Origin of the sequence: Rhodococcus sp. IC4_135, from assembly GCF_011602025.1 — a bacterium.
Classification (GTDB): domain Bacteria; phylum Actinomycetota; class Actinomycetes; order Mycobacteriales; family Mycobacteriaceae; genus Rhodococcus_F; species Rhodococcus_F baikonurensis.
Genome location: NZ_JAAOLG010000001.1, coordinates 403,006 through 418,392, shown reverse-complemented (window position 1 = coordinate 418,392; position 15,387 = coordinate 403,006). Strand labels below are relative to the sequence as shown.

15 protein-coding genes are annotated in these 15,387 nt (G+C 62.3%); 10 read left to right on the top strand and 5 right to left on the bottom strand.

Annotated features, from left to right (window positions below; all coding sequences use genetic code 11):
* Positions 1–59: 59 nt before the first annotated feature.
* Genes G8767_RS02050 through G8767_RS02010 form a run of 9 tightly spaced genes read left to right on the top strand, consistent with a single transcriptional unit; the run spans position 60 to position 9,034 of the window.
* Positions 60–512 carry a MaoC family dehydratase N-terminal domain-containing protein gene (locus tag G8767_RS02050; RefSeq protein WP_124567732.1) on the top strand — a complete coding sequence of 151 codons (453 nt, stop codon included), beginning with the start codon at positions 60–62 and terminating at the stop codon, positions 510–512.
* A 37-nt stretch (positions 513–549) separates the two neighbouring features.
* Positions 550–1,353: an SDR family oxidoreductase gene (locus G8767_RS02045; RefSeq protein ID WP_124567733.1), complete on the top strand. Its 804-nt coding sequence runs from the start codon at positions 550–552 to the stop codon at positions 1,351–1,353.
* A gap of 30 nt (positions 1,354–1,383) precedes the next feature.
* Positions 1,384–2,511 (top strand): CaiB/BaiF CoA-transferase family protein, encoded by a 1,128-nt coding sequence (locus G8767_RS02040; protein ID WP_235170236.1) that lies wholly within the window; start codon positions 1,384–1,386, stop codon positions 2,509–2,511.
* A 19-nt stretch (positions 2,512–2,530) separates the two neighbouring features.
* On the top strand, positions 2,531–3,334 hold the full coding sequence (locus tag G8767_RS02035; RefSeq protein ID WP_095968607.1) for an SDR family oxidoreductase: 804 nt from the start codon (positions 2,531–2,533) through the stop codon (positions 3,332–3,334).
* Positions 3,335–3,364: 30 nt separating this feature from the next.
* A complete protein-coding gene (locus tag G8767_RS02030; RefSeq protein WP_124567735.1) occupies positions 3,365–4,552 on the top strand; it encodes a lipid-transfer protein in 1,188 nt (395 codons plus the stop codon).
* Position 4,553: 1 nt separating this feature from the next.
* Positions 4,554–4,934 (top strand): MaoC/PaaZ C-terminal domain-containing protein, encoded by a 381-nt coding sequence (locus G8767_RS02025; protein ID WP_166809194.1) that lies wholly within the window; start codon positions 4,554–4,556, stop codon positions 4,932–4,934.
* 24 nt (positions 4,935–4,958) lie between these two features.
* A complete protein-coding gene (locus G8767_RS02020) occupies positions 4,959–6,116 on the top strand; it encodes an acyl-CoA dehydrogenase family protein (RefSeq protein WP_095968604.1) in 1,158 nt (385 codons plus the stop codon).
* Between the two features lie 49 nt (positions 6,117–6,165).
* Positions 6,166–7,332, top strand: coding sequence for a thiolase family protein (locus G8767_RS02015; RefSeq protein WP_095968603.1), 1,167 nt, complete (start codon positions 6,166–6,168; stop codon positions 7,330–7,332).
* A gap of 1 nt (position 7,333) precedes the next feature.
* Positions 7,334–9,034 (top strand): class I adenylate-forming enzyme family protein, encoded by a 1,701-nt coding sequence (locus tag G8767_RS02010; RefSeq protein WP_240951820.1) that lies wholly within the window; start codon positions 7,334–7,336, stop codon positions 9,032–9,034.
* A gap of 83 nt (positions 9,035–9,117) precedes the next feature.
* Here the strand turns inward: G8767_RS02010 and G8767_RS02005 are convergent, their stop codons facing one another.
* The 5 genes from G8767_RS02005 to G8767_RS01985 form a co-directional block, all read right to left on the bottom strand.
* Entirely contained in the window at positions 9,118–9,765 is a 648-nt protein-coding gene (locus tag G8767_RS02005; protein ID WP_095968864.1) for a GntR family transcriptional regulator, read from the bottom strand.
* Positions 9,766–9,793: 28 nt separating this feature from the next.
* Positions 9,794–10,561, bottom strand: coding sequence for an enoyl-CoA hydratase/isomerase family protein (locus G8767_RS02000; RefSeq protein WP_166809193.1), 768 nt, complete (start codon positions 10,559–10,561; stop codon positions 9,794–9,796).
* On the bottom strand, positions 10,558–11,628 hold the full coding sequence (locus G8767_RS01995) for an acyl-CoA dehydrogenase (RefSeq protein WP_166809192.1): 1,071 nt from the start codon (positions 11,626–11,628) through the stop codon (positions 10,558–10,560). Before G8767_RS01995 ends, G8767_RS02000 begins: the two co-directional genes overlap by 4 nt.
* On the bottom strand, positions 11,625–12,752 hold the full coding sequence (locus tag G8767_RS01990) for an acyl-CoA dehydrogenase family protein (protein WP_166809191.1): 1,128 nt from the start codon (positions 12,750–12,752) through the stop codon (positions 11,625–11,627). Before G8767_RS01990 ends, G8767_RS01995 begins: the two co-directional genes overlap by 4 nt.
* A 109-nt stretch (positions 12,753–12,861) precedes the next feature.
* On the bottom strand, positions 12,862–14,010 hold the full coding sequence (locus tag G8767_RS01985) for a TetR/AcrR family transcriptional regulator (protein ID WP_124567742.1): 1,149 nt from the start codon (positions 14,008–14,010) through the stop codon (positions 12,862–12,864).
* A 202-nt stretch (positions 14,011–14,212) separates the two neighbouring features.
* Between G8767_RS01985 and G8767_RS01980 the strand changes: the two genes are divergently transcribed.
* Positions 14,213–15,370, top strand: a complete 1,158-nt coding sequence (locus tag G8767_RS01980) for an acyl-CoA dehydrogenase family protein (protein WP_166809190.1) — start codon at positions 14,213–14,215, stop codon at positions 15,368–15,370.
* Positions 15,371–15,387 lie beyond the last annotated feature (17 nt).

The following is a 15,387-nucleotide window of genomic DNA, read 5'->3' as shown; positions in this document are numbered from 1 at the left end:
GATTCGAAGATCACTCACCAGCTGGCGGACACTTTCGCCCAGATTCCGAGGAGTTTGTCATGACCAGCCTCGACGCCGGAGTCATCGGCACCCGAATTCCCGAGCACTCGGTGGAGGTCGAGCGTGGGCGACTCGCCTTCTTCGCCCGCGCCACCGGACAGGACGATCCGATCTACACCGACCGGAGCGCCGCCGAGCAGGCCGGACACCGCGACATCCCCGTCCCACCGACCTTCCTGTTCTGCCTCGACATGGAACGGCCGAATCCGTCCACGTTCTACGCGGATCTCGGAATCGACATCAGGACGATCCTGCACGGCGAGCAGGAGTTCACCTACCTCCAGACCGCGTATGCAGGTGACACTCTCCAATTCTCCACAGCGGTCACGGATTGCTACGCGAAAAAGGCTGGTGCACTGCAGTTCCTGGTCCGCACCACCGAGGTGACCCGCGAGGGTGAAGCGATTGCAACCCTCCGCTCCACCACGGTCATCCGTGATCCTCGAGCTTGAAAACACTCATTCCACCTAGACTGCAAGGACATCGAACATGGGCACTCTCGACGGCAAGGTCGCCATCGTCTCCGGTTCCGGCCGCGGGATCGGCCGCGACATCGCACTCCGCCTCGCTTCCGAAGGCGCATCCGTGGTGGTCAACGACCTCGATCCCGAACCGGCACACGAAACGGTCGAAGACATCAAGGCTGCAGGCGGGCACGCAATCGCCTGTGTCGGATCCGTGACGGACACCGATTTCGCGGAGCGTTTCGTCGGTACCGCGATCGATGCGTTCGACGGGCTCGACATCATCGTCAACAACGCCGGATTCACCTGGGACACCGTCATCCAGAAGATGACCGACGAGCAGTGGGACACCATTCTCGACGTCCACCTGAAGGCACCGTTCCGCATTCTTCGGGCCGCACAGCCCTACATCAAGGCCAACCCCACCACCTACCACCGCAAGGTCGTCAACGTCTCTTCGGTGGCCGGCCTCTACGGAAACCCCGGACAGTCAAACTACGCAGCCGCAAAGGCTGGAATCGTCGGACTGACAAAGACTCTCGCCAAGGAGTGGGGACGCTACAAGGTCAATGTCAATGCGGTTGCCTACGGGTTCATCCTCACCCGAATGACCGAAGCGGTTGCCGGCGACGATTCGTTCGTCGAGATCGGCGGCCGCAAGATCAAGGCCGGTGTCAGCACCGCTGTCATGGAACGAGTCAAGACGTCCAACCCACTCGGTCGCCCGGGTACTCCCGCCGAGGCTGCCGGAGCAGTGTACGTGCTCTGCACGCAGGACACCGACTACGTCAGCGGGCAGTGCCTGACCGTCGATGCGGGCTCGCGCTAGTCTCCCTACCAGCGAAAGATGTCTATTTCCATGACGACTGACGCCAGTCCCAACGGTCCACTCGCGGGCCTTCGTATTGTCGAGCTCGGTGGTATCGGACCTGGCCCGTTCTGCGGAATGCTACTAGCCGATCAAGGCGCCGACGTGATTCGGATCGACCGAAGCACCGAGGTCGGAAACCAGTCCGGACATCCTGTCCTGCATCGTAACCGGCGTTCAGTAGCACTGGATCTCAAGGATCCGCACGACGTCGACACCGTCTTGAAGATCATCGACACCGCCGACGCGGTCATCGAGGGCTTCAGGCCGGGAGTCACCGAGCGTCTGGGGCTCGGCCCGGACACCTGCCTGTCCAGGAACCCGAAGCTCGTGTACGGCCGGATGACCGGGTGGGGCCAGGATGGGCCGTTGGCGCAGGAACCCGGCCACGACCTCAACTACATTGCCCTGACCGGCGCACTCGGAGCCATGGGAGCCCCGGGGGAGGTCCCTCCGGTTCCTCTGAATCTGGTCGGAGACATGGGCGGTGGCGGAATGTTGCTGGCACTCGGCATCACAACCGCAATGCTCCGGGCACGAATCGACGGCCGCGGACAAGTGGTCGACGCGGCGATGACCGACGGCACCGCCGTCCAGTTGGCATTGATCCACGGACTACTCGCGCGAGATCGCTGGGTGGACGAGCGCGCATCCAACATGTTCGACGGCGGCGCTCCCTTCTACCGGAACTATCGTTGCGCCGACGGCGGATTCATGGCTGTTGGTTGCGTGGAGCCGCAGTTCTACACCGCGACCATGAGAGTGCTCGGCCTGACCGAAGATCCACTGTTCGCACAGCAACACAACAGAGACGCGTGGACGGCGATGGCCGACCGACTTGCCGAATTGTTCGCGACCCGTACCCGCGACGAATGGGACGCTGCATTCGACATGCAGGGCGCCTGCGTCTCCCCGGTATTGAATTTCGACGAAGCAGCGGCACACCCGCACAACGCCTTCCGTGCGACGTTCGGCAAGTTCGGCAACGGGCACATCCAACCGAATCCAGCTCCGCGTTACTCCGATACACCGGCCGATGACCCGCGTCCCGCACCCGTCATCGGTCAACACACCGACGAAGTGCTCGCCGAAATCGGCGTAGTCACCGCCGCACGCTGAAACCGAAAAGGATCGCATCATGGGAACACTCGACGGCAAGGTTGCCATCGTCTCGGGCTCGGGCCGCGGCATCGGCCGCGAAATCGCACTCAAGCTCGCCTCCGAAGGAGCCTCGGTAGTGGTCAACGACCTCGATCCCGAGCCCGCCGCTCAGACTGAGCACGACATCAAAGCCGCAGGTGGACAGGCAGTCTCGTGCGTCGGTTCCGTTGCCGAGGACGGATTTGCCGAACGCTTCGTGGACACCGCCGTCGAATCATTCGGTGGACTCGACGTCATCGTCAACAACGCGGGATACACCTGGGACAGTGTGATCCAGAAGATGACCGACGAGCAATGGGACACCATCCTCGACGTCAACCTCAAGGCGCCGTTCCGGATCCTGCGTGCCGCTCAGCCGTTCGTCAAAGCCAATCCCACCGACTACCACCGCAAGGTCGTCAACATCTCGTCCACCTCGGGTGTCTTCGGCAATGCAGGACAATCCAATTACGGCAGCGCGAAAGCCGGCATCGTCGGTCTCACCAAAACGCTGGCCAAGGAGTGGGGCCGTTACAAGGTCAACGTCAACGCGGTCGCCTTCGGCTTCGTCGTGACCCGAATGACCGAGGTGACAGCCGATTCCGACACCAAGATCACGATCGACGGCCGCGACATTCGTGTCGGAGTCAATCCCGACCGCATGGCAGCCATGGCAACCACCATCCCCTTCGGCCGAGGAGCAACTCCGGTGGAAGCCGCAGGCGCCGTGTACCTGCTCTGCATACCGGAGTCCGACTACGTCAACAGCCAATGCCTGGTTGTCGACGGCGGACGAGTCTGACACCGCTCCCCTCGATCATTCGGAGAAACGATGAGCCGTAAGGCATTTGTAGTCGGGGTCGGCATGATCCCGTTCACCAAACCAGGTAAGAGTGACGACTACGACGTCATGGGTGCAAGAGCGGCCACCGCAGCGTTGAGGGACGCGGACCTCGAGTACTCGAAGGTTCAGCAGGCCTACGTCGGGTATGTGTACGGCGATTCCACCAGTGGCCAGCGAGCGCTGTACAACCTCGGCGAGACCGGCATTCCGGTGGTCAACGTCAACAACAACTGCGCCACCGGTTCGACTGCGCTCTGGCTGGCTCGACAGGCAGTCGAGAGCGGCGCGGTGGAATGTGCTCTGGCGCTCGGCTTCGAGCAGATGCAGCCCGGAGCCCTCAAGGGTGCCTGGACTGACCGCCCGCGGCCGCTCGGTCGCTTCGACGAGGTTCTCGAGGCTGCCGCCGGGATCGACGCATCAGTTCCGCGGGCTGCGCAGTACTTCGGTGTAGCGGGTATGGAATACATGGAGAAGTTCGGCATGAAGGCCGAAACGTTCGCCAAGGTTCAGGTCAAGGCACGCAAGCACTCGGCCGGCAACCCGTACTCGGTGTTCCGCACACAACTCACCGAAGACGAAGTGATGGCAGCGCCGACACTCTTCGGACCCGTCACGCGGTATCAGGCCTGCCCACCCACGTGTGGCGCCGCGGCAGCGATCATCTGCACCGAAGAATTCGCCCGCGCCAACGGACTTCGCACAGACGTCGCGATCAAAGCCCAGTCGATGACGTCGGATCTGCCCAGCACCTTCAACGAAGGAAGCATGATCAAGGCTGTCGGCTACGACGTCACCGCTTCGGCGGCTCACAACGTCTACGAGGCCTCGGGCGTCGACCCCCGCGACATCAGGGTCGTCGAACTTCACGACTGCTTCACGGTGAACGAGGTGCTCTGCTACGAGGCTCTCGGGCTCGTGGAAGAGGGCGGCGCCGAGCAGTTCATCCTGAACGGCGACAACACCTACGGCGGACGAGTGGTGGTCAACCCGTCCGGCGGCCTTCTGTCCAAGGGCCACCCACTCGGCGCCACCGGCCTCGCCCAATGTGCGGAGTTGGTATGGCAGCTTCGTGGCGACGCCGGCCCACGTCAGGTGGACGGTGCAACCCTCGCTCTGCAGCACAACCTCGGCCTCGGCGGTGCCGGAGTCGTCACCCTCTACGAAAAGGTGAGCTGAGATGAATACCGGAGACACCTTGGACCTGACGGTCCCGAAGATCACTCGCACCACACTTGCTCTGTACGCCGGGGCTTCGGGTGACCACAATCCCGTTCACATCGACACGGATGCCTGTGCAGCAGTTGGTATTCCCGACGTCTTCGCCCATGGCATGTTGTCCATGGCTTACCTCGGACGACTTCTCACCGATCGCTACGAGCAGGATCGCATCCATTCCTTCTCCGTCCGGTTTTCTGCAATCACCCCGGTGAACTCGACGCCGCAGTGCACCGGCACGGTCGTCAAGGTCGAAGAGGGCCTCGGTCACCTCGATCTCACCATGACGCTGCCCGACGGCACCGTGACACTGCGCGGTTCCGCAGTCGTCGCGGTCAACTAACCCTCCACGAGAAAGCAGAACGAGATGAAGCGCAACCTCTTCACCCAAGAGCACGAGGATTTCCGCGAAACGATCCGCACGTTCATCGCCAAGGAGGTCACTCCGTACTACGCAGACTGGGAACGTGACAACCGCGTCCCGCGTGAGTTGTTCAACAAGCTCGGCGATCTCGGTGTCATGGGTTTCGACATCCCCGAGGAGTACGGCGGAACCGGCACGATCAGCTACAAGTTCCAGGCGGTGATGGACGAGGAAACCTCGCGCGCGGCGGTGAGCTTCGGCCATTACACGGTCAGTACCGGAATCGTCCTGCCGTACCTCCTGCGTCTGGCGAACGAAGAACAGAAGCAGCGTTGGCTCCCGTCGATCGCTACCGGTGAGAAGACGCTGTGCATCGCCATGACCGAACCCGGCACCGGTTCCGATCTGGCCGGCATCCGCACCACGGCCAAGCTCTCCGACGACGGCACGCACTACGTACTCAACGGAGCGAAGACCTTCATCACCGGAGCGGTGAATTCCGAACTGTGCGTGGTGGTTGCACGCACGTCCGCGCCCGCAGAGGACGATCGACGCTTCGGGCTGAGCCTGATGGTGGTTCCCACCGATGCGCCGGGATTCGAATACGGTCGCAAGCTAGAGAAGCTCGGCCTCCGCGCCAGTGACACCAGCGAACTTTCGTTCACCGACGTCAAGGTTCCGGTTGCCGATCTCCTCGGCGAGCAGGACAAGGGCTTCTCGTACCTGGGGCAGAACCTGCCGCGCGAGCGCCTCTCGATCGGTAGTCGCGGCGTGGCATCTGCCCGGGCTGCAATCGAATTCGCAAAGGCCTATGTCCAGGAACGTCAGGTGTTCGGCAAGCCCGTCGCGGCGTTCCAGAACACCAAGTTCGTTCTGGCCGAGTGCTCTGCCGAGGTCGAGGCCGCGCAGGCACTCGCCGATCGCGGCATCGAACTCGACGATTCGGGCGAACTCACCGCCGCGGACGCCGCGCGCATCAAACTGTTCGGGACCGAGGTAGCCGCGCGCGTCATCGACAAGTGCCTGCAATTGCATGGCGGCTACGGCTACATGCTCGAGTACCCGATCGCCCGCCTGTACGCGGACACTCGTGTGAGCCGCATCTACGGCGGTACGAGCGAAGTCATGAAGACGATCATCGCCAAGGACATGGGTCTGTAGAGACCAGAGCTAGATCTTCCCAGTCACACGAACGATCGAAGGAGTTCCCATGCGTGACGCAGTCATCGTCGACGCCGTCCGGACCGCAGTCGGTAAACGAAACGGTGCACTTTCCCGAATGCATGCAGTCTCGCTGTCTGCACATGTTCTCGAGTCCTTGGCCGATCGCGTAGATCTCGATCCGGCGCTCGTGGACGACGTGATCTGGGGCTGTGTCGGCACGCTCGGGATGCAGTCCGGTTGCATCGCCCGGTCTTCGGTCCTGGCGGCCGGTTGGCCCGAACATGTACCTGGGGTTACCGTCGATCGCCAGTGCGGATCGTCTCAGCAGGCCGTTCATCAGGCGGCCGCTGGCGTGATCTCCGGCCAGTACGACGTCGCAATCGCGGGCGGCGTCGAAATGATGAGCGCTGTACCGATGGGCTCCGCGCGTGCGGACGCGCGTTTCGGTGAGCCGCACGGGCCACTTGTGTGGGAGCGCTACAACGGCATTCGTTTCAACCAGGGTGTGGGCGCCCAGTTGATTGCCGAAAAGTACGGCATCTCGCGAGCCGAACTGGATCAGCACGCACTGGATTCGCACGAGCGCGCCGCCGCCGCCGTCGACGAAGGTCGCTTCAAGGATCAGATCACTGCTGTGACGGTGATCGATGCCGACGGCCGCAGCAGTGTCTTCGAGAAGGACGAGGGTGTGCGCCGCGGTGGCACCCTCGAAAAGCTCGGATCGCTCAAACCTGCGTTTTCCGAGGATGGTTCGATCACCGCTGGTAATTCGTCGCAGATCTCCGACGGTTCGGGCGCGCTGCTCGTGACCACGAGCGAGTTCGCGAAGTCTCAGGGTTGGACGCCCATCGCGCGTATTCACACCGCGGTGGTCACCGGAACGGATCCGGTCACCATGCTCGAGGGTCCGATTCCGGCTACGGCGAAAGCTCTTGCAAAGTCCGGTCTCTCGATCGGTGACATCGGCGCATTCGAGATCAACGAGGCTTTTGCCTCGGTGTCGCTCGCGTGGCTCCGTGAGACCGGCGCCGACTACGAACGCATGAACCCAAACGGTGGCGCGATGGCACTGGGCCATCCGATCGGCGGTTCTGGCGCACGTCTGATGACCACTCTGGTACATCACATGCGAGAGAACGGCATCCGCTACGGATTGCAGTCCATGTGTGAAGGCGGCGGAATGGCCAATGCCACGATTCTCGAGCTGATCTGAGATGACGGCTACAGAGATCCAGAGCCCTGACATGAGTTCGAGTTGGCCAATCGGGCTGCCCCGCAGCTTGGACTATCCCGACTGTGGTGCCGATGCGATCCTGGCGGGAGCGGCCCGCTCGTACCCGGACCGCCTCGCGCTCGTCGACGGCGACACGTCGCTGACCTTCTCGCAATTGCATGATCAAGCGCTGCGCGTAGCGCAGGGTCTGCGGGAGCGCGGTGTCCAGCCGGGTGATGCAGTGGGACTGCACATGCCGAATTCTATCTGGTTCATTGTCGCGTACTACGGCACACTGTGCGCCGGAGCAGCAGTGGCTCCGATAAATCCGGCGCAGCCTGTGGCCGAATTGAAGCGCCAACTCGACGACGTCGACGCCAAGGTCGTGTTCACCCATCCGTCCTGTGCTGCAACGGCAATCGAGGTCAACTCACAGTCCACACCGCCTCGCATCCTGGTACTGGTTCCGGGAGCCGACGCACAGTCCGGCCGTTGCGGAGGTCTCCCCTCCATCACGGACCTCGCCTCGTCGAAACCACTGGCCGACTACCGGGTGGATCCCGAACTTGTTGCTCACCTGCAATTGACCGGCGGCACGACCGGAAAGTCCAAGGCCGTACGGGTACTCCATCGGAATCTCGTGGCCAACGTGCTCCAATCCGCCTGTTGGCGCTCCGGTCATCGGACCGAACTCGTCGACGGTGCACTTCTCGTCCGACCGATCGACGGCGCAGTGACGCGTTACTCCATCGTTCCGGGTGAGGGTGCATCGATCTCGATCGCACCTCTGTTCCACGGTCTCGGTCTGGTCAGCCACAACTTCACCACCTTGCTCGGCGGCACAGTGGTACTCGGGACGCGCTTCGATCCGGACCGATTTCTCGCCGACGTCGACAGGTATCAGGTGACGTACATCGGCGGGTCTCCCACCATGTACTACGCATTGCTACGCGCACGGACTCTGCGTGAGCACGATCTGGGTTCGGTTCGGATTCTCGGATCCGGAGCGGCCCCGCTCGACACCACAGCGATCCGCACATTGCGCGAGGTCTTTCCGAACGCGCTCGTCACCGAAGGCTACGGACTCAGCGAAGCAACAATGGGGCTGACGATGGGTTCTCCGTGCGAAGAACGCCCTACCCCGTTGGGGAGCGTCGGGCTCCCCTTCCCCGACACCGAGATTCAGATCCGCGACGAAGTCACCGAGGCTGTCCTGGCGACGGGCGAGACCGGACAGATCTGGGCCCGCGGGCCACAGATCACCGACGGATACCACAACGAACCCGAACTCAGTGCCGGTCAGTTCATCGACGGTTGGCTTCATACCGGGGACATGGGTTGGCGTGACGAGCAGGGCAATCTGTTCATCGGTGGCAGATCCAAGGACTTGATCATCTACAAGGGGTACAACGTCTACCCGCAACCGCTCGAAGAGTTGGTGTGCACCCACCCCGACGTACTGCAGGCGGCCGTGGTCGGCGCGCCCGACCAACTGGCCGGGGAGATTCCGGTGGCCTTCGTCGTGGTCGACCCGGAGTCGGTCGATCGCATCGAGCAGATTGCGACCGAGATCATGGATCACGTTGCCACGCAGGTTGCTCCGTACCAGAAGATACGCGAGGTGTACGTAATCGACGAGTTGCCGTCGACGCAGACCGGGAAGATCCGTAAGAACGAACTTCGCGACAGTCTGGTGCCCTGAGCGTTCGGCCGTCCAACGAATACCGATGCGCGGTATCCGAGAATTCCACGGATACCGCGCATCTGTCTGCTCGTCGTCAACGCTCAGCGAGGTCGACCACCGCCGAGCCTTCGCACGACCAGATCTTCGGTAGCAGATCGGTGTTCGTCGCTGGCCCGGATCAGTTCGGCCGAATCCTGATCGCGAACGGCCTGGAGAATCCGGCCGTGGTCCTCGGAAACCTTCCGACGCGACGACGGTTCGTGGATGTACAGGGCACGATAGAAGTCCGACATGTACCAGAGCCGATCCACTTCCTGCAGCACACGCTTCAGGGGCGAGTACGAGAACAAGCGGAAGTGGAACTGACGGTTGGCTTCCTGAAACTCGGGGCCCTCCTCGCTCGGTTCGGCCTGGTCGACCTGCTCCTGAATTCGTTCCAACTCGGCGACGTCGACGCCACCGAGATCGATCGACGCCAGGATCTCCGTTTCGAGCAGACGTCGCATCAAGTAGAGCTCGGAAAGATCTTCACTGCTGAATCTGGTGACGGTGTACCCGGTGTTCGACTTGTGTTCGAGGACGCCCTCTGCCTGCAAGGTCGACAGTGCCTCACGGACCGGAATTCGGCTGACGTTCAACCGCTCGGCGAGCTCGCTTTGGTGGACTTTCTGTCCAGGCAGCAGCTCGCCCGAGACGATCATCTGCCTGATCTGTTGCAGGCAGCGTTGTGCACCGGTTGGTTCCTTCACAGTGGACACGATAGTGGTCGCGCCGACCTCACCTCGCGTTGAACTGCGGTTGCACTCGTGCAAGATTGGCCTCGATGCCGGCGACGCAGTCCTCGGTCCCCCACAGAACTACCTGCTCCGCCAACTCGCGCTCGAGGACAGTGGCGACCTCGTCCCGTAGCCCCGCGCGCAACGTCGCCTTCATGGAGCGGACGGCCAACGGTGCACTCGAGGCAATTTCGTGTGCATACGCGAGCGTCTCCTGCCGAATGTTCGAATCTTCGGCCAGACGGTCCACCAAGCCGCGTTCGTGCGCCTGTGTGCCCGTCAACCGCCGCGCCGTGTACAGCAGATCGGCTGCGCATTGTGCCGAGACGATTCGAGGCAAGGTGACGCTGAGCCCGAATCCCTGATGGAACCCCAACGCAGCGAAGTTCGCGTGCAACCGTGTCGACGGCCCGGCAACGCGAAAGTCCGCCGCGCAGGCGAGGCCGAGCCCGCCGCCCACCGCGGATCCCTGCACTGCCGCAATCACGGGAACCGGAATCTCGAACAACCGCAACGCCTCGGTGTAGATCGCGCGTACCGTGTCGGCACGATCGGGCCCAAGTCCGCCCTCACCGAAGTTCGCGCCGGCGCAGAAGTGTTTGCCCGCCGAGGCGAGGACGATCGCTCGAATGTCTCCACCCTCGACGAGATCAGCTGCTGCATCGGCGATTTGCTGCAAGAGTGCCTGGTCGAAGTAATTGGCAGGCGGGCGTGAGAACTCGATGGTTCCTACGTGTCCGTCGATTTCCACGTGTACGGCGTCGGTCATGATTTCAGCTCCAAGGTCGGTTGCGGGTCGGTGATCAAGCGGGGCAAGGAGGGCGTCGCCGCGACGGCAGTTCCGAGCTGCGTCGCCAGTGCGATTTCGTCGCCGAACTCCGATCTCCAGGCATGCAGTCGACGGGTGAGTTGTTGCAAGCGGTACTCGCGGGTCATGCCGATCGCACCGTGCGCCTGGTGGGCGGCGCGCACGGTCGCTAGCGCATTCTGCGAAATCACCAATTTGGTTGCGTACACTTCGAAGTCGGCGTCACGGCTGGTGAGCGCACGCGCAGTGCGATCCACAGCCAGCGTCGACATCGATGCCATCTGCGCGAGAGTGACGACGTGCTGCTGGACGGCTTGAAATTGCGCGACGGGCTTGCCGAACTGCACCCGCTCCGACACGTAGCGCCGAGTCAACGTCGACACCGCCTCCATGGCTCCCGCCATCTGCACCGAACGCAAGAATGCGCCGAGTCTACCGAGAATTCGGGGATCAACCGGGTTTTCACCGTCAACGGTACGCGCTTCGGAGAACGTCAGACTCTCACGCGGTTGCCCCGCAAGATCCGTTCCGGAACCGATCTCGGCGTCGGAGATGTTCAGGAGTACGACTCGATCACCGAGAACTGCCGCCAGCACTGACGCGGCGCTCCCCCACGGCACATCGTGAAACGTTCCGGATACGAGACCGTCGCCGATCCGACGCGCATCGTCGCGCTGTGAACCCGGTGCGACGGTTGCGATTCCGGAGGGCACCGGTAGCCCGGCCGCGGCTGCCAGCCTGCCCGCCAGGTAGGTCTCGGCGAGCGGCAACGGCGCAGCGTGCTTGGCCGCCGCGCGCTGGACAGTCACGGCGTCGAGGAGCGAGCCACCGGAACCACCAGCAGATTCGGGAAGACCGACCTGCGGCAACCCCAGTTCCACTGCCGCATACCACAATCCGGTGGGCAGGCCGTCGATCTCCGCCTGCGCTACCACCTCGGTGCCGGACTTCTCGGAGAAGAATTGCTCGACCATCGCTTCGAGGTCGGCGTCGAATGTGTACGCGTTGATCTCTGACCTCGAATTCATCGGTTCAACCCTTTCACGATCACAGTGCGGAGAATTTCGTTGGTACCGCCGCGAATCGACCACGACGGCGCCACCAGCACGGCCCGGGCGAGCAGTGACTCGTACGGATCGTCGGATGCAAGATCTGGTGCCCGGCCGAGGTGCCGCGCGACGGTCGCAACACAGTCCTGTTCGAAGCGTGTGGCCATCTCCTTGATCAGCGCCGCCTCCGTGACCGGCGAGCGGCCGGCGTCGACCATCCGTGCAATGGACAGCGACATTCCGCGAAAAGCCCAGCAGCGTGCAGCAATCGAGCCCAGATCGGCAAGGGCAGCCGGCCCGCCCTGCGCTGCTTGGTTGGCTGCCCAGTTCTCGAGGACCGGCATCAGCGACATCCAACGGTCGACGCCACCTCGCTCGAGTGCCAGTTCACCGGTGTTTTGTCCCCAGCCCGCTCCGACGTCGCCGAGGCGACGCGAATCCGGCACGAAAACGTCCTGGAACGACACCTCGCAGAAGTCCTCACTACCGTCGATGAATGGAATGGGTGAGACGGACAGGCCGTCGCTGTCACGATCGACGATCAGCTGAGTGAGTCCGTTGTGCTTGTCCGCCGAGGTTCGGAGCAGGGCGAGTATGTGTGTGGCGTGGAAGGCGCCGGTGGTCCAGATCTTGGTGCCGTTGACTTTCCAGCCACCATCGACACGTTCGGCGCGAGTGCGTACCGATGCCAGGTCCGAACCCGAGTCGGGCTCACTCATCCCGATCGAGAACGAGAACTCACCGCCGGCGATACCGGGAAGGAAGTACCGCTTCTGTTCCTCCGTGCCGTTGGCGGCGATGCTCGGACCAGACTGCCTGTCTCCGATCCAGTGATACCCGACCGGTGCTCCCCGCGCGAGAAGTTCTTCCACGACGACCAATCGATCCACTGCTGACCGTCCGCCCCCGCCGTATTCCTTCGGCAGCGACATGCCGAGCCACCCACGGCTACCGAGATCTCGCGAGAACACCGGATCCACCGCCCCCGACATCCCGAGTCCAAGTGGATAGCTACCGGGGGTGAGCCGCTTGTCGAGGTATTCCCGTACTTCGGCCTGAAGTTCGAGTTCCTCGATCGTCAGTTCTGTTGCGTCGAAACGCATGGACGTCTCCGATCAGTTGATTCATCGACTGGGTTCATTGCAACGTATACAAAAATGTATACCATCTTGAATATGGCTGTCTGCCAACAGCACCCGGCTGATCGCGCGACTACCTGGCCAGCAAGACGGCGGAGCCGATCTCGAACAGACGCTCAGGCAGGTCGTCACGACGACGTAGTCGGCCGATACGCACGGCGTTCTCCACAACCGTCAGAGCAGCATTGACGGTGATTCTGGCCGTCGCGGGTTCAAGTCCCGGACGAACGTCGTCGAGCATCTTGACCCACAACGCGACGTACTCACGCTGATTCTGTTCACACGTGCGGCGGAACTTGTCCGGCAATTGGTCGAGCTCACTGATCAACAAACCGATCAGATGACGCTCGTTGATTGCGAAATCGATATGTGCCGCAAGCAATCCCGCTAACGCGTCCTCCGGCCCGGTTGCCGCAGCGAGCGCCTGCGCGACACCGATCCGCCGCCGCTCACCACCCCTCGAGACCGCCGCAATCAGCAGGTCGATCTTGGCATCGAAGTGGTTGTACACATTGGGGCCCGTAGTTCCGGCGGCCTCACCGATGTCCTCGGTGTTGACCGCCTGATACCCACGCTCGTCGAACAGACGAATGGCTTCGGTCAACAAGAGTTCACGCCTCGGCATCGCGACCGGAACGTGACCGGTCGGCGTGTCCACCTTCGCCTCGGAGTGGCCGAGCTCCGTGTGCACCGCCCGCTCCGCCAACTCTGCCAACAGGAGTTCCATCTGACGTCTCGGCAGGGACACTCGATGCGAGGACACGCTGTTGAAGACAGCGATGAGAGCCCAGGCGAGCAGATAGCTGTCTTCCTCGTCGAGTTCGGGGCGTTCCGTTCGGATCAGCGCAGCATCGCGGGCCGCAGCGCTCTTGAGCGTCGCGCGCATTTCCTCCCGTTGCTCGTCGGGCAGGTAGCGAGCTTCGCGTTGCCACAAGAGCGACAAACCTCGACGACGAGATACCGACGCCGCAAGCTCGGCGATCATCGATTTCAGATCCTCGGACCCGGCGACCCGGTCGTAGAGCGACTCGATGCCCGCGTTGACCGCTGCGTAGAGAAGATCCGGCTTGTTCTTGAAGTGCCGATACAGGGCAGGCGCCGTGATTCCGACTGCCGCAGCCACCTGTGCAACGGACACGTTGTGATAGCCGTGCTCACGGAAAAGTTCGCCTGCAGCAGCAAGAATCTGCTGTTTGCGGTCGTGGGGCCGACGTACGACCATCGTGACTCTCTCCTTCGCGACAACTGGAAATCTCGAACAACCAAAGTTGCATCGTCAAACACACATCTATGAGTTATTATTCACTTATTGTCGGAAAACAACAGCTCATTCCGCAATTTTCTCTCAACATCTGGTTAGAGAACCTTACCTCACCTCAGAACCGGACACCTGGCTTCAGGGTACCGAGCCCAAGGAGAATCACGTGCAACGAACCGTCTACAACAGCGATCACGATACGTTCCGTCACATGATTCGGACGTTCATCGCCCGTGAGGTCGTCCCACACTTCCCGGAATGGGAGGAAGCCGGCATGGTTCCCCGGTCACTGTATCGACAGTTGGGTGACCTCGGAATATTCGGAATCGAGCTACCGGAGAAGTATGGCGGCGGCGGCGAGACGAGCTTCAAGTATCAGGCCGTGATCCGTGAGGAGACCGCACGGGCAGGGGTCACTTTCGGCGCCGACGTCGTCCACACGTGCCTCGTCCTGCCCTATCTGGTCGAGTACGGCAACGACGAACAGAAAGCGCGGTGGCTTCCCGGATTCCTCTCCGGTGAACTGATGACCGCCATCGCGATGACGGAACCGGGCGCCGGTTCCGACCTTGCCGGGATCAAGACAACGGCGAGACTGTCCGCCGACGGCAGCCACTACATCCTCAACGGATCCAAGACGTTCATCACCGGCGGAGTGCAGGCCGACTTGATTCTCGTGGTCGCCCGCACCAGTCCGGCAAGCGATGCAGACCGACGTGCTGGTCTGTCGATACTCTGCGTCGACACCACGTCGGAAGGCTTCAGTGTCGGCCGCAAGCTCGAGAAGCTGGGGCTACGAGCGCAGGACACCGCAGAACTGTCGTTCACAGATGTCCGCGTGCCGATCGAGAACCTCCTGGGCGACGAGGGTGCGGGGTTCGGCTACCTCACCCGAAATCTCGTCCGGGAGCGACTCGGCGCCGCGGTGGGGTCGTACGCGAATGCAAGCGCAGCAATCGAGTTCACGACCGCCTACGTCAAGGAGCGCGAGGTCTTCGGCACGCCTGTGGCTCAGTTCCAGAACACGAAATTCGTCTTGGCAGAATGCTCGGCAGAGGTTGCGGCCGCGCAAGCTGCGGTCGACCGCGCACTCGATCTGGACGAGATCCGTGAGCTGACCGTCGCGGATGCGGCGAGGATCAAGCTCTTCTGCACCGAGACTGCCGGCCGCGTCATCGACAAATGCCTGCAACTACACGGTGGATACGGTTACATGCGCGAGTACCCGATCTCTCGTCTGTATGCGGACACACGGGTCAACCGAATCTATGCGGGTTCGAGTGAAGTGATGAAGACGATCATCGCCAAGGACATCGGAATCTGACGCCAGTCAAGGACATT